Genomic DNA, 20,202 nt, shown 5'->3' with positions numbered 1-20,202 from the left:
TGCATTGTCCACCTCACGTGGACAATGCACCGTTCATCCAGTGCGGCCTCAGCCCATCGTCTTCTGGCCGTCGATCGTCTCGCGGATGATGTCGGCGTGGCCCGCGTGCTGCGAGGTCTCGGCCACGATGTGCACGAACACGCGCCGCGCCGACCAGGTCTTGCCCTCGGGGAACCACGGGGCCGCCGGCAGCGGGTGCGAGAGGTCGAGGTCGACCGTCTCGACGACACGGTCGGTGTAGGCCGCGACCTCGTGGTACCGCTGGAGCAGGCCCGCCAGCGTCTCGCCGGGCGCCATCCTGAAGCTGGCCTCGTGGTCCGCGTGGGCCGTGTCGGACTCGGGGTCGAACGCCATCGCCTCGGTGCCCAGCTCGATGAACCTGACCCAGCTCTCCTCGACCGACGTGACGTGCTTGATGAGACCGCCGATCGACAACGCGCTCACCGTCGGGCTGGACGCGGCCTGCTCGTCGGTGAGGCCCTGCGCGGTGAACGTCAGGAACCAGCGGTGCTGCCGCAGCGTCTCGAGGAGGTCCGCGCGCTCGCCGGTGAGGATCTCGGTGGTGGTCATCGCTCTTGTCCTTCGTTCGTTTGTCCCGACAAGAAGAACTCTAGGAAGGCTTGCGGTCAGCCTCTGTCCTAAACAACGAACGATCGTGCGGAACTTTTCAGCAGGCGAGCCGGGGTGCTCCGTCCGGGCCGCCGCTGCGCAGCGTCGCGAGGTTCGCGCCGGTCAGTCCCAGAACGGCCTGCGCCGTCGCGCGCGGTGCGTTGGCCTGGTTGAAGCCCGATGCGTCGAACGCGATCGCACCCCGGTCGGCTTCCTGGCCGGTGCAGCCGACCTGCAACGACTTCAGGTAGGCGCGTGCCATGGCCGCGGGCCTGCCGTTCAGCACCTGGGCCGCGAGACCCGTGCTGTTGGCGTTCGAACCGCTCCCCATGTCTGAATTCTGGACAGCGCTCGGGAAACCGCCGTCGGCCTGCTGCTTCGACCGCAGCCACGTGATGGCGTCGCTGGTCGGCTTGCCCTGGGAGCGCAGCGCCTGGACGACGATCGCCGTGGCGTCGACGTCGCTCACGCACGGCGAGGTTTCGAACGTGACGGGGAAACCGCCGTCGGGGCACTGGCTGCTCGCGAGGTAGGCGGCGCCCTTGGCGTCCTTTCCGAGCGCGAACAGGGCGTAGGACTGGGTGAAGGCGTTGGAGAAGTCGCCGAACTGCGAGCGGTCGGAGAACCGGCCGGACGGCGCCCGCAACGCCTTCAGTCCAGCGATCAGGTCGACGCCGCCGAAGTCCTTCGGGTTCTTGCCCTTCACGCGGGCCGCGACGGCGAGCTTGGCGTGCGCGCCTGCGTACGCCTCGCCGCCGGTGCCCACGTAGGCGTCCCTGACCTCGGGCTTGGCCAGCCAGGCGATGGCGCGGTCGGAGTAGTCGTCGGCGTTCCTCGCGGCGGCGAACGCGAAGATCGCGTCGATGGTCAGGCCGTGGTCCGGGTACTTGACGCCGCCGAACTCGGTCTCGAGCCGTTCGCCGTCGGCCATCTGTCTCGCGAGCCAACCCGCGGCGGCGTCTGTTCTGTGGGCTGTGGCCTGGGCGGGGACGGCGGTGGTGACGAGGGAGGCGCCGACGACGGCGGCGAGGATGAGTTTCTGCACGGTCCCGAGGCTTCCAGAAACCGTCAGACCCCGTCGCTAATGTCGAACCATGACCGCCGATGATCTCCGCCACTACCTGCAGGCCTCGCGTGACTCCGTCGTGTCCTCTTTGGACGGACTGGGCGAGTACGACGTGCGCCGCCCCCTCGTGCCCAGCGGCACCAACCTGCTCGGTCTCGTGAAGCACCTCATCGGCATCGAGTTCGGTTATTTGGGCGACAGTGTCGGTCGTCCCGCGCCGGTCACGCTGCCGTGGGTCGAGGACAGGTCGATCTGGGAGAACGGCGACATGTGGGCCAAGCCCGACGAGAGCCGTGAGTACCTGCTCGACCTCTATCGGCAGGCCTGGCAGCACAGCGACTCGTCGATCGCGCACCTGCCGCTGGACGCGCCGGCGTCGGTGCCGTGGTGGCCCGAGCACAAGCGCCGGACGACGTTCGGCCACCTGCTCGTCCGGGTCGTGGCGGAGACGGCGCAGCACGCGGGCCACTGCGACGTCGTGCGGGAGCTGATCGACGGCCGCTCCGGCGCCGACAACCCCGATGGCTACTACGACCTGGTCCTGAGCATGGCGAGCGCCCCGATCACCGGCCCAGGCACGAGCAGCAGGAAGGCGTAGCGCCAGGTCACGAGTTCGGCCAGCAGCGGCACGAGCTGGATGCTGACCACCGTCAGCCCGAACCCGATGGCGGTCAGCGCGGTGAGTGCCGTTCCGACGTACCGCGGGTCGGCGACCTCGCTCAACGACGCCGAGAACACCCCGGAGTCCGCGATCACCGACGCGCCCCACACCGCGCAGAACGCGACCAGCATCGGCGTTCCCCAGGCCAAAGGCGAAAGGAGACAACAGGTCCCGCTCACCGCGAGCGCACCCACAGCGGCGGGCGCCCGCCCGAACCGGTCGGCAGCCCAGCCGCCGACGAGGCAGCCCGCGAACCCCGCCACGCCCATCGTGAGGAAAACGGTGAGCCCAGCGGGTGTGTTGGCGCTCAACAAGAACGTGGGCAGCCACGTCCACAACGCGTACAGCTCCCACATGTGCCCGAAGTAGCCGAGGTTGACGAGCCGCGGCTTGCGCTCGCGGAACATCTGCACGGCATACCGCGGGTTGAGCTGCGCGGTGGTGGCGGTGACGAACGGCCCCGGCCGCACGAACACCAACGCCGTCACCGCACCGACGAACGCGATCCCCGCCGCCGTCACGAGCACCTGCCGCCACGGCAGCTGCCCGAACACGTGCGGAAGCGCACTCCCGAGCGTCAAAGCCCCGATCAGCACCCCGAGCGCCCGCCCTCGGTTCCTGCTCTCCGACCACGAGGCCATCAGCTTCATGCCCACCGGATAGACCCCGGCCAACGCCACCCCGGTGAGAAACCGCAGGGGAACCGCCGCCCCGAGCCCGTCCACCGTCAGCCCGAGCACCAGTGTGAACACCGCCCCAGCCGCCGCCGAACACGCGAGCAACAGGTGCGGCCGCACCCGATCGGCCAGGTTGAGCACGGTGGCGCCGACCGCACCGGTGACGAACCCGAGCTGCACCGAGGCGGTGAGCCACACCGCCGCCCCCGCGCTGATGCCCCACTCGTGCCGCAACGAGGGCACGACCGCCGACATCGAAAACCACACGGCCAGCCCGAGAACCTGGACGAGAGCAATGGCCGCACGCTGGGTCAGCACACCGAGTCGCCCTCCTCCCGGGGATCGTCCTGCGCATTCTCCCCGTTCCGGCCGTCACCGCAGCGTGAACACGCGTTGTCCGTCCAGACCGGACCTTGTCGAAAGTAAGGGTTGCCCGGTTCCGATCGGCAGAGGTGTGCGGGCCGCGGTCTTCGTATCTTCGACTGGGTGACTTGGCTGGTGATCGGCACCGACGCGGTGCTGGGTGTGTTCGTGCTGATGTTCGCGTGGCTCGCGGTGAAACTCCGGTTGCGTGCTTTCCTCGCCGGCGCCGGAGTGGTGGTGGCGTACGCGGTGAGCGAGGTGATCAAACTTGTCGTGCGGGAGGAACGGCCTTGCCGCACAGCGCCTTCGCTCGCCGAGTGCCCGCCGCACGGCGACTGGTCGTTCCCCAGCAACCACTCGGTGATCGCGGGCGCGTCCGCGATGGCGATCTGGGCGATGCACCGGACTCTCGGCTGGGTGGCAGCGGTCTGCGCGCTCGCGGCGGCGGCGTCGCGGGTGATCGTCGGTGTCCACTATGTACACGACGTGCTGGCGGGGCTTGCGTTGGGAGCGTTGGTTTCCTGGGGGATCGCGGTGGTGCTGAAGAAGAAGCAGGCCATTCCTGACGACGCCCCGACGGTGGTTCTGCAACGGCTGGGATGATGGACTCCGTGTGGGAGGCCGTGTTCTACCTCGCCCTGTTCGTCGTGGCGTTCGCCCTCGTCCGCAAGCGTCCCGCGGTCGCTCTCGGGATCGCGCTGGGCGCGTGGCTCGTCTGCTATCTCGTCAGCGTCGAGTTCGACGTGCGGGTGGTCGCGCTCGCTCCCGCGCTGGCACTGGTGAGCTTCCTCGCCGGGCGGCACGCGAAGGACCCGCGGGCCACGGCGATCGCGTTCGCCGTGGCCGAGGTCGCCGGTGTCGTGGCCGCCCTGACCGAGCGGGGCGGGTCGGACACGGCGCTCGCCGTCACGTCCGGCGTCGGCGTGCTCGGTGTCGTGCCGTGGGCCTTCGGGCGGTTCCGGCGGCGGTTCGCGGAGCTGCGGGAGGTCGGCTGGGAACACGCGGCGTTGCTGGAGCGGGACGCGGACAACGCCCGCGACTCCGAACGGGCCAGGCTCGCCGGCGAGATGCACGATCTGGTGGGCCACGAGCTCGCACGGGCCGCGCTGCTCGTGGGTGCGCTGGAACTGGAGCCGACTCTCACCGCGCAGCAACGGGAGGCGGCCAGGACCGCCCGTACCAGCGTCACCGCGGCGGCGGAACGGCTCGCCGACGTCATGCAGGTGCTCAGGGCGGACACGGACGAACCCGTGGCGACGATCGAGGAAGTCGTTGCCAGGAGCGGACTCGAGGTCGAGCTGACCAACGGGCGCAGGACGGCGATCGACGGGATCATCGCGCGAACCGTGCACCGCGTGACCGCCGAGGCGCTGACGAACGTGATCAAGCACGCTCCCGGCGCGAAGGTCACGGTGACCCTCACCGCGAACCTGGAGCTGCGGATCGCCAACGGGCCGGCGCCGAAAACCACTGCGGTGGGCAGCGGCAAGGGACTGGTGGGCCTCGCCGAACGCGTCGCGCTCGTCGGCGGCTGGTTCGACGCGGCGCCGAGCGACGACGGCGGGTTCGAGGTGAGGGCGAAGCTTCCCGAACGGCCGCTGCCGAGGACGACGCCCACGCACGTGCGAAGGCAGAGCACCGAGGAGGAGATCCGCAAGAGCGCCAGGAGAACCGTGCTGATCACGTCCGTCGTGTGCGCGGTGATCGCGATCGGCGTGCCGGGCTACATGGTGTTCGACGCGGTGACGTCGGTGCTCACGCCGCAGCAGTTCGCGCAGGCCAAGCTGGGGGCCGATGACGACGACCTCGACCTGCCGCTGCGCACCCGCGTCGACAACCCGCTCGGCGTCACCGCGCCGCCCGGCACCGAATGCCACTACTACAGCACGCACGGCAACCCGTTCGACAGCGACCGCCACGACCTGCACCAGCTGTGCTTCCGGGATGATCGGCTCGTGTCCAAGGAGTGGCTCGTCAGGAGAAGCGGTTGATCAGGGTGGTGCTCGCGGACGACGAGCCCGTGGTGAGGTTCGGTGTGAAGGCGGTCCTCGCGACCGGCGGCGACATCGAGGTCGTCGCGGAGGCGGAGAACGGCGGCGAGGCGCTCGATCTCGTTGCGCGGCACCGGCCCGACGTCGCCGTGCTCGACATCCGCATGCCCGGCGTAGACGGGCTGGACGCGGCTGCGCTGATCCGCGAGCGGCACCCGGAGACGCGAACGCTGGTGCTGACCACGTTCGCCGACGACACCTACATCAGCAGGGCGCTGGGGGAGGGCGCCGCCGGGTTCGTGCTGAAGACCGGCGACCCGCAGGAGATCATCTCCGGGGTCCGCGCCGTCGCGACCGGCGCCGCCTACCTGTCACCTCTGGTCGCCAAGCGGGTCGTCGACCAGCTCGCGAAGGCCCGGCCGCGGTCGGGCGCGACGGAACGGATCAAGGTGCTCACGGCGCGGGAACGCGAGGTGCTCGGCCTGGTCGGCGCGGGCCTGTCCAACGGGGAGATCGCCGCACGGATCCACGTCGTCGAGGGCACCGTGAAGGTGTACGTGAGCACGATCCTGCGGCAGCTGGGTGTCCGCAACCGCGTGCAGGCCGCGATCATCGCGCACGAGTCGGGGATCATCCCCGGCTGATCAGGCCCTACGAATCAGGCCCGACAATCAGGCCTTCGTGCCGAGCCCGGCGATCGCCCGTACTTCCATCTCCGCCGCCTTGGCCGCGTGCTCCGGCTCGCGCCGCGAGAACATCGTGCCGAGGAACCCGCACAGGAACGAGAACGGGATCGACACCAGCCCGGGGTTGCCGAGCGGGAACCACGCGAAGTCGATGTCCGGGAAGATCGACGTCTTCGAGCCGGACATCACCGGCGAGAAGATGATCAGCGTCAGGCACGACCCGAGACCGCCGTAGATGCTCCACAGCGTGCCGGTCGTGTTGAAGCGCCGCCAGAAGATCGTGTAGAGGATCGTCGACAGGTTCGCGGACGCCGCCAGCGCGAGGGCGAGCGACACGAGGAACGCCACGTTCTGGCCGTTCGCCGCGATACCGCCGATGATCGACAGCACGCCGACGACCACGGCGGTCAGCCGGGCGACGCGGATCTCCTTGCGGGGCTCGGCGTTGCCGCGCTTGATCACGTTCGCGTAGACGTCGTGCGCGAACGAGGCCGACGCCGCGAGGGTCAGACCCGCGACGACCGCGAGGATCGTGGCGAACGCGACCGCGGACACGACGCCGAGCAGGACCGCGCCGCCGATGCGGAACGCGAGCAGCGGTGCCGCGGAGTTCTCGCCACCCGGTGCCGCGGCGATCGCGTCGGTGCCCACCAGTGCCATCGCGCCGAAGCCGATCACCAGCGTGCACAGGTAGAAGATGACCATCGTCCAGGTCGCCCACACGACCGAACGACGGGCCTCGGACGCGTTCGGCACCGTGTAGAAGCGCATCAGCACGTGCGGCAGCGACGCGATGCCCAGCACCAGCGACAGCGCCAGTGAGACGAAGTCCAGTTTGGACATCGTGCTGATGCCGTACTTCGCACCGGGGTCGAGGACCGCTTCACCGAGCTTGTTGTGCTCGGTGGCCTCCTGCATGATCGCCGACAGGCTGAAGCCGAACTTGCCGAGCAGGAAGACGGTCATCAGCGTCACGCAGAGCAGCAGCAGGACGGCCTTGATGATCTGCACCCAGGTCGTGCCCTTCATGCCGCCGACGAGCACGTAGAGCACCATGACCATGCCGACGACCGCGATCAGCAGCGCCTGGCCCCACTTCGAGTGCACGTTGAGCAGCAACGCGATCAGGCCGCCGGCGCCCGCCATCTGCGCGATCATGTAGAAGAACGAGATCACCAGGGTCGCGTTCGCGGCGGCCGCGCGGACCGGGCGCTGCCGCATCCGGAACGCCAGCACGTCGCCGACGGTGAAGCGGCCGGTGTTGCGCAGGCCCTCCGCGATCAGCAGCAGGCCGACGAGCCACGCGACGACCCAGCCGACGGAGTAGAGGAAGCCGTCGTAGCCGTGCGCCGCGATACCGCCGGAGATGCCGAGGAACGACGCGGCGGACAGGAAGTCACCGGACAGCGCCACACCGTTCTGGGCGCCGGTGAACGAGCTGCCCGCGGCGTAGTAGTCCGACGCCGTGACGTTGCGGCTGCTGGCGCGGTAGACGATGTAGAGGGTGATCAGGACGAAGACGGCGAAGACGCTGAGGTTCAGCACCGGGTTGCCGGTGGTGGGCATGTGTTACTCCTCGACGCCTGTCTTCTCTGCGATCAGTGTGCGCTGCGGGTCCAGCCGTCGCTTCGCGTAACGGGAGTAGCCGAGCGTGATGAGGATCGACACCACGAACTGCCCGAGTCCCAACAGGATCCCGAGGTTGATGACGCCGATCACCTTGGTACTGACCAAGTCTCGCGCATACGCGGACAGCAGCACGAAGGTCAAGTAGGACGAGAGGAACAACACGGTCATCGGGAAGACGAACGTCGTGAGCCGCCGCCGCAGGGTGCGGAATTCGTCGGTCTGCTGAATCAGCACGAAGTTCGGTTTGCCGTTCGAATCCACGTACGACAAAGACTCGGGGTCGTCGAACGACGCGAAGCCCCGCAATTCCTGGTGTTCGTGCTGTGTTTCTCCAGGCGGCCACATCGCCTTGGTCATGTAGTCCCGCCCCTCTGCGTGCGCGCCACACTGTAGCGGTCTCACGTGTGCAGTCAACGTGCTCCCGTACCGTGAAACGGGCAAAACCGGACACTGCATTCGTCTCAAATGGTCGGACGCGAGGATAGCTCGGTTGTGTTGCGCCGAAGTTGCGGCGGATGCAACAGCGGGAGACGGGTCCAGGCCGTTGTCGCACGTGTACGCCTGGCCTAGGATCATCCGGTCCGCGTTTCTGGTGACGGTTGGGGATATAGTGGGGTTCTTAGCGCGCGAACGCACAGTCGCGCCTCCCGGATGGAACCGCTGGCTCGTTCCGCCCGCAGCACTGGCGATTCATCTCTCCATTGGTCAGGCCTACGCCTGGAGCGTCTTCAAGACGCCGCTGGAGAAATCTCTCGGTATCACGGGAACGCAGTCGGCTCTGCCCTTCCAGCTCGGCATCGTGATGCTCGGGCTCTCGGCCGCGGTGCTCGGCACGACCGTGGAGCGCAAGGGCCCGAGGTGGGCGATGTTCACCTCCTTGCTCTGCTTCTGCTCCGGTCTGCTGATCTCGGCGGTCGGCGTGTGGGCCGGCATGTACTGGGTAGTCGTGCTGGGCTACGGCCTGGTCGGCGGCATCGGCCTCGGCATCGGTTACATCTCGCCGGTCTCGACGCTGATCAAGTGGTTCCCCGACCGGCCAGGTATGGCGACCGGCATCGCGATCATGGGCTTCGGCGGCGGTGCGTTGATCGCCTCCCCGTGGTCGACCTCGATGCTCACGGCGTTCGGGAACACCTCCACTTCCGGTATCGGCAAGGCGTTCCTCATCCACGGCATCGTCTACGCGATCTTCATGAGCGTCGGCGTGCTGCTGGTCCGCCTGCCCTCCGAGGAGTTCACCAAGGAGAAGGCGGAGCTCCTCAAGGACAAGCCCAAGGCTTCCGTCGCCTTCAACGTCTCCGCGAACAACGCGATCAAGACGCCGCAGTTCTGGCTGCTCTGGGTCGTGCTGTGCTTCAACGTCACCGCTGGCATCGGCATCCTGGAGAAGGCCGCGCCGATGCTGGTCGACTTCTTCAAGGAGTCCTCGACGCCGGTCGCCGCGACCGCCGCCACCGGTTTCGTGGCGCTGCTCAGCGCCGCGAACATGGCGGGCCGGTTCGTCTGGTCGTCCACTTCGGACATCGTGGGCCGCAAGAACATCTACCGCCTCTACCTCGGCGTCGGTGCCCTGCTCTACCTGGTGCTGCTGACGTTCGGCCCGACCAGCACCCCGCTGTTCGTGGTCGCGGCGATGGTGATCCTGTCGTTCTACGGCGGCGGTTTCGCCACGATCCCGGCCTACCTGCGCGACCTCTTCGGCACCTACCAGGTCGGCGCGATCCACGGTCGCCTGCTGACCGCGTGGTCGGTCGCCGGCGTGCTGGGACCGCTGATCGTCAACGCGATCGCGGACGCGGGCAAGAAGGCCGGACACGTCGGTCCTGACCTGTACGCGACGTCGTTCTACATCATGATCTCGCTGCTGGTCGTCGGCTTCGTCGCGAACGAGCTGGTCCGCCCGGTCAACCCGAAGTTCCACGAGCCGAAGGTCGCGGACGAGGTCGTCGTCGAGGCCGCGGAACCCGAGACCGCGGAGACTGTCACGGAGAAGGCTGCGGACAAGGCCGCGGAACCTGAGGTCGCGGAGAAGGTCACCGCCGTGGCCGCCGCGGTCGAGGTCGCGGAGGAGATCGCTGCCGAGGCTGAGGAGTCCGAGGCCGCGGAGGAGATCGCTGCCGAGGCCGACGAGTCCGAGGTCGCCGAGGAGATCGCTGCCAAGGCTGACGAGTCCGAGGCCGCGGAAGAGATCACCGCCGAAGCCGGCGAGTCCGAGGCTGCCGAGTCCGAGACCGCGGAGCCCGAGGCTGAGGAACCCGAGGCTGAGGAATCCGAGGCCGCGAAGGAGATCACCGCCGAGGCCGCCGAGATCGCGGCCACGGAGGAGAACACCGCGGAAGCCACGGTCGCGAAGTGGAACGAAGCCGAGGCGGCCGACGTCGCAGAGACGGCCGACAAGAACGCTGACGAGCCGGAAGGCGTGGTGCAGAAGTGAACTCGCAGCGCTTGTTGCTGATCGGTGCGTGGTTGTGGGTGGGTATTCCGCTCGCCTACGGCCTGTACCGGCTCTTCCTGAACGCGGCCAAGCTCTTCGTCTGATGTTCAACGCGCTCGTCAACTGGCGCAACTGGCGCCTGCCGGTGAAGCTCGCCGCGGTGTTGATCGTTCCGGTCTTCATCGCGGTGGGCGCCGGTGTGCTGCAGATCCAGTCCCACATGGAACGCGCCGAGTCCTACGCGGCGCTCCAGCGGCTGGTGAAGGTCCGCGCCGCGCTGATCCCCGTGATCGAGGGCGTGCAGGCGGAACGGCGGATCATCGCGGAGGGATCCGGATCGCAGGCGCTCGCCGATCAGGTGAAGCGCACCGATGAGGCACGCACCGCGCTGCGCGGTCAGATCGAGAAGACCTCGCTGAGCGAGGTCGTGACCGCGCGCATGGCCGACGTGCGCACCAAGATCAGTGGTCTGCCCGTGTTGCGCGAGCGGACCACCGACGTGCCCGGCGTGATCAAGGAGTACTCCGCTCTCGCCGAGTCGATGCTCGACATGGACGAGGTGATCGCAGGCGAGTTCGGCGACGCCGCGCTCTCCCGCACGGCGATGGGCCTGCACCACGCGCTGCACGTGCAGGAGGAGGTCCTGTACCAGCAGGCGGTCGTGCTGTCCGGGCTCACCCGCGGGCAGCTGACCACCGCCGAGGTCCGCACGCTGGTCGAGTCGAACGTCAAGCTTGGCTACATCGCGGGCCAGTTCGCCGCGCTCGCGACGCCGGAGCAGCTGAACACGTACTGGACCACCAAGTTCAACGGTCCGGACATCGAGGCGCACCGCAGGATGCTGGCCACCGCGCTGCTGCACCCGACGTCGGACGCCCCGGTCACGGGCACCGGCAGCGCGCGCCCGAAGCCGTTGCCGATCGCGGCCTCCGACTGGAGCAAGGCCTCTGGTGCGGTCGCGACGTCGCTGGACAGCGTGGTGACGGGCCTGCAGAACGACCTGCGCGACACCGCGAACCGCCTGCGCGACGAGACCAGCGACGCGGCGGGCACAGCGTCCGCGATCCTGTTCGCCAGCCTGATCCTGGCCGGCACCGTCGGGTTCGTCGTCGGCCGCTACCTGCTGCGCTCGCTCAACGCGCTGCGCCGCTCCGCGCTGGAAGTGGCGTGGCACAAGCTTCCCGAGATGGTGGCGACCGGGCGCGGCAGCACCGAGATCGAGCCGGTGCCGGTGGACACGACCGAGGAGTTCGGCCAGGTGGCGCGCGCGTTCGACGCGGTGCACCAGCAGGCCGTGAAGTCGGTCATCGAACAGGCCGGCATGCGCGCGAACATGCGCAACATCTTCGTGAACCTCTCGCGCCGCAGTCAGAGTCTCGTCGAACGCCAGCTCAAGCTCATGGAGGAGCTGGAGAAGTACGAGGAGGACCCGGACCAGCTCGCGAACCTCTTCAAGCTCGACCACCTCGCCACCCGCATGCGCCGCAACAACGAGAACCTGATGGTGCTCTCCGGCGGCGACGTGGCGCGGCGGTTCACCCGGCCGATCCCGCTGACCGACGTGCTGCGCGCGGCGGCCGCGGAGATCGAGCAGTACCAGCGGGTGATGGTGCACACGGCGCCGAACGCCGAGGTAGTCGGTTACGTGGCGAGCGACCTCGTCCGTCTGCTGGCCGAACTCCTTGACAACGCAGCGGCTTTCTCGCCGCCGCACACCCAGGTCTCGATCAGCGCGTCGATCGAGGCCGGCGACATCGTGCAGATCGACGTGGTCGACCACGGCATCGGCATCGACCCCGAGGCGCTGGCGGTCGTGAACCACCGGCTCGAGGCCGCGGGCGAGGGCGCGGACGTCCAGGTCTTCCGCGAAATGGGACTTTTCGTCGTGGGAAGGCTGGCCGCACGCCACCAGATCGTGGTACGTCTCGATGCCCAACAGGGCAAGGGGACTCGCGCGATCGTGTTGGTTCCTGCCGAACTGGCACCACGACGAGAGGAGTCCTGGGAGTCTTTCCGAGGGGAAGCTGTCGAGCAGCTGCCGGTGCGGCCACCGATGCCCAGCCAGATGTCGAGTGCGGCGTCGGGTTCGGCGTCGTGGTTCGAGTCACCGGCCGCGGCCGCGCCGCCTCCCCCCGCACCAGCACGCCAGTCGCCTGAGTCGGCACGAGGTTTCCTCGACGCCTTCCAGCGCGGTGTGCAGCGAGGCCTTCCCGACCGGCAGGAGAGTCGATGAGCACGCAGGTGGACCAGTTCGGATGGCTGGTCACCAACTTCGCCGAGCGCACACCCGGCATCGAGCACGCCGTGGTGATCTCGGCAGACGGCTTGGTGTTGATCTCGTCGTCGAAGCTGCCCCCGCACGTGGCACCGCAGTTCGCGGCGATCGTCGCCGGCGTGGTGTCGCTCGCGGAGTCGGCGTCGCACTGCTTCGCCGGTGAAGCGGTCGTGCGTACGGTGGTGCAGATGGACAGGGGCGTGATGCTGCTGTCGTCGATCAGCGACGGGTCGGTCCTCGCGGTGCTGGCGTCGAACACGTCCGACGTCGCGCAGGTCGCCTACGAGATGACGGTGGTCGTGCGGCAGGTGGGCCAGCTGCTCACGCCGGAACTGCGGGCCGAGCTGGCATGAGCAGAGAGTCGGAGGAGCAGGTCAACTTCGGTGACCTGGTCAGTGGTTTCAGTTTCGACAGCGCCAGGATCCGCAAGCGCGGCAAGAAGAAGACCCAGCGGGCCGCGGATCCGATGCCGGAACCGGACCCGTACGCGACGATGCCGTTCGACGTGCCGCCGCTGCCGTCCATCGAGTCGTCCGCGTCGATCGTCCGCGCCTACGCGTGGACCGGCGGCCGCACCACGTCCGACGTGCACCTCGAGATCGAGACCCTGGTCTCGGTGAACGAGTTCTCGGCGACCGCGGTGCGTCCCGAGCACCAGGAAGTGCTGGCGTTGTGCCACTCGCCGCGGTCGGTCGCGGAGATCGCGGCGTTGCGCGGGCTGCCGCTGGGCGTCACGAAGGTGCTGCTCGGCGACATGGCCTCGCACGGCCTGATCGACGTGCACCGCACGGCGTCGTCGTACGGCGGCGACCGTCCCGACGGAGCGTTGCTGGAACGCGTGCTGGCCGGTCTTCGTCGTCTCTGAGAGCCCCTCCCCGGACGCTGCTACCGTCGGGCTCACATCTGGGGAGGTGGACGTGGAGTTTCAGGACGTTGTCCGGCGTCGGCGCATGGTTCGCAAGTTCAGCGACGAGCCCGTCAGCGAGGAGAGCATCCAGCGGATCATGCGCAACGCCGTGCGCGGTCCGTCGGCGGGGTTCTCGCAGGGGCAGGCGTTCCTCGTGCTGAGGGGCGAGTCGCTCAAGCGGCTCAAGGAGAAGTTCGACTTCTGGGCGGGTGACGACGCGAAGACCGCGCAGGTCGTCGTGATCCCGTTCTCGGTGAAGGACGTCTACCTCGACCGGTACGCGCAGCCGGACAAGGGGTGGACCGACCGCAGCGAGGCCAACTGGCCGGTGCCGTACTGGTACATCGACACCGGCATGGCCGCGTTGCTGATCCTGCAGACGGCCGTGGACGAGGGTCTCGGCGCGGTGCTCTTCGGGATGGCCGAGGAGGACTGGCCGCAGCTGCGGGCGGAGTTCGGCATTCCCGAGACGCACGTGCCGATCGGCATGATCGCGATCGGGCACCCGGCCGAGCAGGGCATCTCGGAGGGAGCCTCACCGCGGACGCGCAAGCGGCTCGCGGCGGACGAGGTCGTGCACTGGGACCAGTGGTAGTGAGGTCGTTCGGTCTGCTGGGACCGTTGGACGTGGTGCTCGACGGGCGCCACGTCCACGTCCCGCCCGGCAAACGTCGTGTGGTGCTGGCCGCGCTGTTGTTGCGGCCCGGTCAGGTGGTCGGCGTCGACGAGCTGATCGACCTGGTCGGCGGGTCGCGGGGTGCCCTGCAGACCACGGTCGGGCGGCTGCGCGAGGACCTCGGCCGGTCCGAGCTGGTGCTGACCCGGCCCGGCGGCTACCTGCTCGACGTGCGGCACGACGAGGTCGACCTGCACCGGTTCGGGCAGCTGGAACCAAGGGAAGCGCTGAAGCTCTGGCGCGGGCGGCCGTTCGCGGACATCGGCAGCGATGCCCTCGAACGCGACCACGTGCCCGCGCTGACCGAGAAGCACCTCGCCACGCTCGAAGCACGGATCGAGCAGGACCTCCGCGACGGCAGGCACGAGCAGCTCGTCCCCGAACTGCGCTCGCTCACCCAGCACAACCCGACCAGGGAACGGATGTGGGCCCAGCTGATCGTCGCGCTGCACCGCTGCGACCGGCAGACCGAAGCCCTGCAGGCCTACGACGACATCCGCACCAGGCTCGCCGAGGAGCTCGGCCTCGACCCCGGCAGGGACCTGCAGCAGGCCCGCCATCAGGTGCTCACGGCCGACAACAGGCCCAGGGCCCGCAACGACCTGCCCGGCGACATCCCGGACTTCGCGGGCCGCGCCGACGACCTCGACGAGATCCTCGCCGCCGTCCCGTCCGGCTGCGTCGCGATCACCGCGATCGACGGCATGGCGGGCATCGGCAAGACCACGCTCGCGGTCCGCGCGGCGCACCGGCTCACCTCGCGCTTCCCGGACGCGCAACTCTTCGTGGACCTGCACTCCTACACCGAGGGCGTCGAACCGCGCACCCCGTCGGACGCGCTGCTCGCGCTGCTGACCGCGCTCGGCGTGCCCGCGCAGGACATTCCGGACGGCCTCGACGCCCGCGCGGCCCGGTGGCGGGCGGAAATGGCCCACCGCAAGGCACTCGTGGTGCTCGACAACGCGGGCAGCGCCGCCCAGGTCCGCCCGCTGCTGCCCGGCACCGGCCTGGTCCTGGTGACCAGCAGGCGCCGCCTCGTCGACCTCGACGCCGCGCGCACCGTCTCGCTCGATGTTCTGTCCGAAGAGGACTCGTTGAAGCTCCTCGCGAGCATCGCCGGGAAGAAGGCCGATCTCGGCGCCTCGCGGGAGATCGTCCGGCTCTGCGGCTACCTGCCGCTCGCGGTGCGGATCGTCGGTGCCCGGTGGCGCACCAGGCCCGCGTGGTCCGCGCAGGACGTGACGCGCCGCCTCACCGAGCACCGGCTGACCGAGCTGGCCGCGGGCGAACGCAGCGTCGCGGGCGCGTTCGCGTTGTCCTACCAGCAACTCACGCCCGAGCAGCAGCGCCTGTTCCGGCGGCTGGGCCTGCACACGGGCGACGACTGGGACGCCCACCTGGCCGCGGCGGTGATCGGCTCGACGCGGGCGGAGGCCGAACGGCTGCTGGACGAGCTGCTCGACGTGCATCTGGTGCAGCAGCAGGAGAACGGCCGCTACCGCTTCCACGACCTGCTGGCGGAGCACGCCAAAGCCAGCGTCGAGCCGGACGAGAAGGACGAGGCGATCCTCCGCATCCTCGACCATTACCTGCACGGCGCGGCCGCGTCCGCGCTGCGGATCGCTCCCGGACGCCCGCAGATCCACGAGGACGTCACGTACGAACCCGTCGATCCGCCGGTGTTCGCCACGCCGGTCGAGGCGCTGGCGTGGCAGGAGGCGGAGCGGCGCAACCTCAAGGCCGCCGTCTACCTGGCCGCGTACGAGGGGCACTACCGGTACGCCTGGCAGCTGCCGCACCACTTCGCGCATTTCCTGCTCCTGCGCGGATTGGGGAGGGAGCGGATCGAGGTGCAGAGCGTCGCGCTCGCGGCCGCGCGTCACCTCGGCGATCTCGAGGCACGCGCGGAGGCGTTGCGCGGCTTGGGTTCGGCGTACCTCGGACAGGAGAATCACGCGGAGGCGGAGAAGTACCTGCGGGAGGCGCTCGGCCTGATGCGGCAGACCGGCAACGTGCGCGGTGAGGCGTCGACGCTGGGGCTGCTCGGCATGATCGCCAGGGAACGCCAGGACTTCGACCAGGCGATGGAGCACTTCCAACGCGGTCTGGTGCTGATGCGGCAGGCGGGAGCTCCGACCGGGGAGGCGAACGCGTTGCAGCACATAGGCATCGTGCACGCCGAGCGTGGAGAGGACGCCGAGGCGCTGGCACATCTGGAGAGGTCCCACGCGCTGTTGGAGGAGCACGGCGACGTGCGGTCCTACGCGGGAGTCCTGCACGACATCGCCTACGTGCACTTCGGTTTGTCCAACGACGAAGAGTGCGTGTCCTGTGCGGAGCGGTCGCTGGCCGCCTACCGGGAGTCGGGTGACCTGCGCGCGGAGTCGATCGCCACGGCCGAGTTCGCCTACTGGCGCTACGTGATGGGCGACTTCGCCGCGGTCCGCGAGATGGTGCGCGAGGTGCCTCGACTGTGCCGCACGTACATGAACCTGCCGGACGATGACGCGGTGCTGGCGGCGATGGAGGAGATTCGCGACCACGTCGGCCAGGTGGGGTTGCTCGTGGCCCTGTCGCTCGGTGCCGAGGTGGACGGCCGGCTGGTGGAGGCGCTCGAACACACGCGGCGGTGCCTGGTCGCCATCAGGTCGACCAGTCGCTGGTGGAGCGAGTACAAGGTGCTCGCGCAGCTCTCCACCCTGCACCTGGCGCTCGGCGACCGGGAGACCGCCATCCGCTATGCCGAGGAGGTGGTCGTGGCCGCCGCGCGACTGCGTCAGCCCAGGGCGCTGGCGGTGGCGCAGCGGATCCTCGCTACAGCCACAGCGCCAGCAGCACCAGCGTCGTAGCAACGCCTGCCACGAGCGCGAAAGCCACGATCTGAGCGACTCTCTCGTTGGTCCTGCGCATCCCCTTGCTCCCCTCGGTGGTGATGCCACAGAGGGTCTCGGAGTGCGTCCACACATCGATCCCATCGCGATCACACGGGGCGACAACGCGGGGGTACGGGCGCGTGAGCGTGCTCGTGAGGCGGCCGAGGTGCAGCGGGAGACCGTTCGCGCTGGGCGAGGCGGAGGCTTTGCTTGTGCCGGCACGGGCCGGGCGTGATCCGGGCTGCCTGCGGGAAATGCGAGCGATCGTCGCACGGATGACCGGACCCCGCTGCGGTGATCCCGCCGGCGTTCTGTGTGAGACTGACTTCGGCTGACGGTGTTACGGCTGAAGGGGGCGGTGTGCAGATCGATCTGTTCCCGCGCCCGCACCAGCTGCCCGCCGCCGTCGCGGACTTCGTGGGACGTGAGGAGCTCACCGAGTCCATCGTGGACCTGGTCACCCCGTTCCCGCAGGTGGTGCTGCTGACAGGCCCTGTGGGGGCAGGCAAGACGGCGCTCGCCGTGCACGCCGCGCACAGGGTCGCGGCAGGACACTTCCCCGACGGAGAGCTGTTCGTGCGGCTGCGCGGGACGACACCGCACGAGGTGCTCGGCCGGTTCCTCGCGTCGTTCGGCCTGTCCGTTCCGTGGGATTTCACCGCACGGCTGAGCGCCTATCGAGACGCTGTTGCGCGGCAATCACTTCTGCTCGTCCTGGACGACGCGACGAGCGTCGAGCAGGTGACGCCGTTGCTGCCGCACGCTCCCGGCTGCACGGTCCTGGTCACGTCGCGGCACCGGCTGCGGCTGCCGCACGTGGTCGACGTCGGCCCGCTGGCGCCCGCGGAGGCGATCACGTTGCTGGGCAGGCAGATCGGCACCGAACGGGTGGCGGCCGAGGCTTCACGGGCCGATGCGCTCGTGGCCATTTCGGACTGTTCGCCTTTGGTTTTGCGGATCGCGGGTGCCCGGCTCGCGGCCCGTCCGCACTGGTCGATCTCGTTGCTGGTCGACCAGCTCTCGCGGGAGGGTCTGGACGCCTTGGCGCACGGCGGTCTGTCCGTCCGCGAGCGGCTGGAGGAGACGGCGGGCGACCTGACCCTGCCCGCACGCAGGCTGCTCGGACAGATCGCCGCTGTGGGATCCTTGCGGTTGCCGTCGTGGGCACCGGTGGCGGCGTTCGGTGACGCGCGCGGACAGTCCGCTGTGGACGAACTGGTGTCGGCGCACCTCGTCTCGGCCGACGCTTCCGGATACGTCGTGCCGCCGCTGGTCCGTGAGTTCGCGGCGGGACAGGCGGACGGCGCCGAAGCGGTGCGGCGGGTGCTCGGCGGCTGGCTCCACCTGCTGGACCACGCGCGAACCGCGTTGTACGGCGGCGACTTCTCGGTCGTGCGTGGGTCGGCGGTGCGCGAGGTGGTCGCGCTCGATCCGTTGCTGCGGGCCGACCCGCTGGCGTGGCTGGAATCCTGCAGGGTCAGCCTGTGCGAGGCGGTGGAGCTCGCTGCCGAAGCCGGGCTCGACGAGCTGAGCTGGGAGCTCGCGCACCGGCTGGTGACGCTGTTCGAGACCAGCTCGGACCACGACGGCTGGCAGCACACGCACGACGTCGCTCTGGAGGCGTGCGAGGCGGCGGCCAACGCGCGGGGAACGGCCGTGCTGTGGTGCTCGCTCGCGTCGTTGCACATCAGCCAGAGCCGCTACGACCTCGCGCGAGAGATGGCGTTGCTCGCCCAGGACATCTTCGAGGACCTCGGTGAGCTCGCGGGCCTCGCGCTGACGTACCGCAACATCGGTATCGTCTCGCGGGCGTCGGGGGACAACGCGGCGGCACGGCGGTGGTACCAGCGCGCGCTGTCGTTGTACGAGCGGCTGGGGGATCCCGTCGGCCAGGCGTCGGTGCTGCAGAACCTGGCGCAGATCGACCTCCACGACTCCGACCCGGCGTCGGCCCTGGCGCGGCTGAACGGGGCTCTGGGCGTCTGCGAGGCGGGGCCGGGGCGGATCCTGGCGCAGATCAACTACCGGCTCGGCAAGCTGCTCGTGGCCGAGGGACGGCATGACGAGGCCTTCGACGTCCTGACCGTCGCGGCTGACCTGGCACGGGCGGGGAGGGACCGCCGTGGCGAGAGTTTCGTGCTGTATGTGTTGGGGTGCAACGAGTTCACGCGTGGCCGGCTCGATGCCGCCCGCGCGTACCTGCGCGACTCGGCCGCCATCTGCGACGCGAGCTTCGACGTCGTGGGTGCCGCGCGAGCCCGTCTGGAACTGTCCCGCGTCCACCGCGCGAGTGGAGAAACGGAACTCGCCGCGGAGTTGGCGGCGGCCGCCCGCGCCGTTTACTCGGAATTCGGCCTGAAGTCCTCACCGGGTGGTTTGATCTTCCGCGTGTGAGGCCGTTGTGAGGTATTGCTCCAACAGAGTGCTTGGCGGACTCGTAAGATTCCGTTAGGGTCGCATTCGCGAGCAATTGGCACGGGTGATGGCGTTACCGAAAATCGCCCGAAAATTGATCAAAAATTAGCCACTTGTTCGATTGCAACCAAAACGCTGCTCCATCGGGGTGTCGCCTTCCACTACCGGAGCAGCAGGTCTTCACCCTCCGGGACGGCGGTCACGGAGACGTGTGCGTGCAGTGGTGCGAGGTCGGCCAAAAGGGGCTTGCGAGTCGTGAGAATCGGACCAGTCTTGTCTAATGGCATCGCCGGGATCCGTCCGGCGGACAGTGGCCTCGACCAGGGGGTGGAACGCACCATGGGTGGTGTACCGACGTTTCCCCACGGCAGACCGCTGACGTGGGCGGACCTGGAGGCGATGCCTGATGATGGGCACCGTTTCGAACTCGTCGACGGGGTGTTGGTGATGAGCCCCTCACCCCGTCCTGTGCACCAGCGGGTCGTAGCCCGCCTGCTGGTGGCGCTGACGGCTGTCTGCCCACCGGAGCTGGAGGTCCTCCCGGCTCCGGTCGACGTGGTGCTCGCCGACGACACGGTCTTCATCCCGGACCTGGTCGTGGGTCGTCGCGAACAGTTCACGAAGCAGGCGCTCATGGGGCCGCCCGTGCTGGCGGTCGAGGTCCTTTCCCCGCGGACGCGGCACGTGGACCTGGAACTGAAGCGGGCGAAGTTCCAGGAAGTCGGCTGCGAGAACTACTGGATGATCGACTACGACTCGCCGTGGTTGCGGTGCCTGCACCTCGAAAAAGGGGTGTACGTGGAACAGGCGCGGTCGGACGGCGAGGAAATCATCGAGCTGCAATTCCCGTTCGCGGTGAAGCTGAGCGCTCAGTCGTTGGTGCGCTGAGTTCCCGCCGGTGCGCTGGGCTGGTTGCGTGCATCGCGACCAGCCCGCTGCG

General features: G+C 68.9%; 17 protein-coding genes and 1 pseudogene. 13 read left to right on the top strand and 5 right to left on the bottom strand.

Annotated elements, in window-relative coordinates; translation table 11 throughout:
• Positions 1-48: 48 nt before the first annotated feature.
• Positions 49-570, bottom strand: coding sequence for a DinB family protein (locus tag JOD27_RS23535; protein ID WP_204764404.1), 522 nt, complete (start codon positions 568-570; stop codon positions 49-51).
• Positions 571-667: 97 nt separating this feature from the next.
• Positions 668-1,654, bottom strand: coding sequence for a prenyltransferase/squalene oxidase repeat-containing protein (locus JOD27_RS23530; protein WP_307830292.1), 987 nt, complete (start codon positions 1,652-1,654; stop codon positions 668-670).
• Between the two features lie 49 nt (positions 1,655-1,703).
• Between JOD27_RS23530 and JOD27_RS23525 the strand changes: the two genes are divergently transcribed.
• A complete protein-coding gene (locus tag JOD27_RS23525) occupies positions 1,704-2,273 on the top strand; it encodes a DinB family protein (protein WP_204764403.1) in 570 nt (189 codons plus the stop codon).
• Here JOD27_RS23525 and JOD27_RS23520 read toward each other — a convergent pair.
• Positions 2,204-3,331, bottom strand: a complete 1,128-nt coding sequence (locus JOD27_RS23520) for an MFS transporter (protein WP_307830291.1) — start codon at positions 3,329-3,331, stop codon at positions 2,204-2,206. The genes JOD27_RS23525 and JOD27_RS23520 overlap by 70 nt on opposite strands.
• A 168-nt stretch (positions 3,332-3,499) precedes the next feature.
• Here JOD27_RS23520 and JOD27_RS23515 point away from each other — a divergent pair, with 168 nt between their 5' ends.
• Genes JOD27_RS23515 through JOD27_RS23505 form a run of 3 tightly spaced genes read left to right on the top strand, consistent with a single transcriptional unit; the run spans position 3,500 to position 6,011 of the window.
• Positions 3,500-3,979, top strand: a complete 480-nt coding sequence (locus JOD27_RS23515; protein WP_307830290.1) for a phosphatase PAP2 family protein — start codon at positions 3,500-3,502, stop codon at positions 3,977-3,979.
• 8 nt (positions 3,980-3,987) lie between these two features.
• Positions 3,988-5,367 carry a sensor histidine kinase gene (locus JOD27_RS23510; RefSeq protein ID WP_204764402.1) on the top strand — a complete coding sequence of 460 codons (1,380 nt, stop codon included), beginning with the start codon at positions 3,988-3,990 and terminating at the stop codon, positions 5,365-5,367.
• Positions 5,364-6,011, top strand: coding sequence for a response regulator (locus JOD27_RS23505; protein ID WP_204764401.1), 648 nt, complete (start codon positions 5,364-5,366; stop codon positions 6,009-6,011). The genes JOD27_RS23510 and JOD27_RS23505 overlap by 4 nt, the downstream gene beginning before the upstream one ends.
• 27 nt (positions 6,012-6,038) lie before the next feature.
• Here JOD27_RS23505 and JOD27_RS23500 read toward each other — a convergent pair whose 3' ends face one another.
• A complete protein-coding gene (locus JOD27_RS23500) occupies positions 6,039-7,619 on the bottom strand; it encodes a monocarboxylic acid transporter (protein WP_204764400.1) in 1,581 nt (526 codons plus the stop codon).
• Positions 7,620-7,622: 3 nt separating this feature from the next.
• Positions 7,623-8,039, bottom strand: a complete 417-nt coding sequence (locus tag JOD27_RS23495; RefSeq protein ID WP_204764399.1) for a DUF485 domain-containing protein — start codon at positions 8,037-8,039, stop codon at positions 7,623-7,625.
• Between the two features lie 253 nt (positions 8,040-8,292).
• On the opposite strand from JOD27_RS23495, the pseudogene JOD27_RS23490 reads away from it, so the two are divergent.
• The 9 genes and pseudogenes from JOD27_RS23490 to JOD27_RS23455 all read left to right on the top strand — a co-directional run.
• Positions 8,293-9,624: pseudogene (locus JOD27_RS23490) on the top strand (OFA family MFS transporter); the annotation flags it as partial.
• A gap of 488 nt (positions 9,625-10,112) precedes the next feature.
• Positions 10,113-10,220, top strand: a complete 108-nt coding sequence (locus tag JOD27_RS47390) for an MFS transporter small subunit (protein WP_419503918.1) — start codon at positions 10,113-10,115, stop codon at positions 10,218-10,220.
• Positions 10,220-12,349 carry a sensor histidine kinase gene (locus JOD27_RS23485; protein ID WP_204764397.1) on the top strand — a complete coding sequence of 710 codons (2,130 nt, stop codon included), beginning with the start codon at positions 10,220-10,222 and terminating at the stop codon, positions 12,347-12,349. Before JOD27_RS47390 ends, JOD27_RS23485 begins: the two co-directional genes overlap by 1 nt.
• Complete coding sequence (locus JOD27_RS23480) at positions 12,346-12,744, top strand: roadblock/LC7 domain-containing protein (RefSeq protein WP_204764396.1); 399 nt, start codon at positions 12,346-12,348, stop codon at positions 12,742-12,744. Before JOD27_RS23485 ends, JOD27_RS23480 begins: the two co-directional genes overlap by 4 nt.
• On the top strand, positions 12,741-13,256 hold the full coding sequence (locus JOD27_RS23475; protein WP_204764395.1) for a DUF742 domain-containing protein: 516 nt from the start codon (positions 12,741-12,743) through the stop codon (positions 13,254-13,256). Before JOD27_RS23480 ends, JOD27_RS23475 begins: the two co-directional genes overlap by 4 nt.
• Before the next feature lie 46 nt (positions 13,257-13,302).
• On the top strand, positions 13,303-13,893 hold the full coding sequence (locus JOD27_RS23470) for a nitroreductase family protein (protein ID WP_372441720.1): 591 nt from the start codon (positions 13,303-13,305) through the stop codon (positions 13,891-13,893).
• Positions 13,893-16,823 carry an AfsR/SARP family transcriptional regulator gene (locus JOD27_RS23465; protein WP_204764393.1) on the top strand — a complete coding sequence of 977 codons (2,931 nt, stop codon included), beginning with the start codon at positions 13,893-13,895 and terminating at the stop codon, positions 16,821-16,823. Before JOD27_RS23470 ends, JOD27_RS23465 begins: the two co-directional genes overlap by 1 nt.
• A gap of 384 nt (positions 16,824-17,207) precedes the next feature.
• The gene (locus JOD27_RS46745) at positions 17,208-19,241 is read left to right on the top strand and encodes a tetratricopeptide repeat protein (protein ID WP_204764392.1); all 2,034 of its coding nucleotides are present in this window, start codon (positions 17,208-17,210) and stop codon (positions 19,239-19,241) included.
• A gap of 360 nt (positions 19,242-19,601) precedes the next feature.
• Entirely contained in the window at positions 19,602-20,150 is a 549-nt protein-coding gene (locus JOD27_RS23455) for a Uma2 family endonuclease (RefSeq protein ID WP_204764391.1), read from the top strand.
• Positions 20,151-20,202 lie beyond the last annotated feature (52 nt).

The organism is Lentzea nigeriaca, assembly GCF_016907955.1.
In the GTDB taxonomy this organism is placed as follows: domain Bacteria; phylum Actinomycetota; class Actinomycetes; order Mycobacteriales; family Pseudonocardiaceae; genus Lentzea; species Lentzea nigeriaca.
Note: the sequence above shows the minus strand (reverse complement) of the source record. Positions and strands in the feature narration are given on the sequence as shown.

What these genes read in the sequence shown, in the direction of transcription:
- JOD27_RS23535 (WP_204764404.1), bottom strand. Translation starts at nt 570, where the DNA reads ATGACCACCACCGAGATCCTCACCGGCGAGCGCGCGGACCTCCTCGAG.
- JOD27_RS23525 (WP_204764403.1), top strand. Translation starts at nt 1,704, where the DNA reads ATGACCGCCGATGATCTCCGCCACTACCTGCAGGCCTCGCGTGACTCC.
- JOD27_RS23500 (WP_204764400.1), bottom strand. Translation starts at nt 7,619, where the DNA reads ATGCCCACCACCGGCAACCCGGTGCTGAACCTCAGCGTCTTCGCCGTC.
- JOD27_RS23495 (WP_204764399.1), bottom strand. Translation starts at nt 8,039, where the DNA reads ATGACCAAGGCGATGTGGCCGCCTGGAGAAACACAGCACGAACACCAG.
- JOD27_RS23485 (WP_204764397.1), top strand. Translation starts at nt 10,220, where the DNA reads ATGTTCAACGCGCTCGTCAACTGGCGCAACTGGCGCCTGCCGGTGAAG.
- JOD27_RS23480 (WP_204764396.1), top strand. Translation starts at nt 12,346, where the DNA reads ATGAGCACGCAGGTGGACCAGTTCGGATGGCTGGTCACCAACTTCGCC.
- JOD27_RS23475 (WP_204764395.1), top strand. Translation starts at nt 12,741, where the DNA reads ATGAGCAGAGAGTCGGAGGAGCAGGTCAACTTCGGTGACCTGGTCAGT.
- JOD27_RS23455 (WP_204764391.1), top strand. Translation starts at nt 19,602, where the DNA reads ATGGGTGGTGTACCGACGTTTCCCCACGGCAGACCGCTGACGTGGGCG.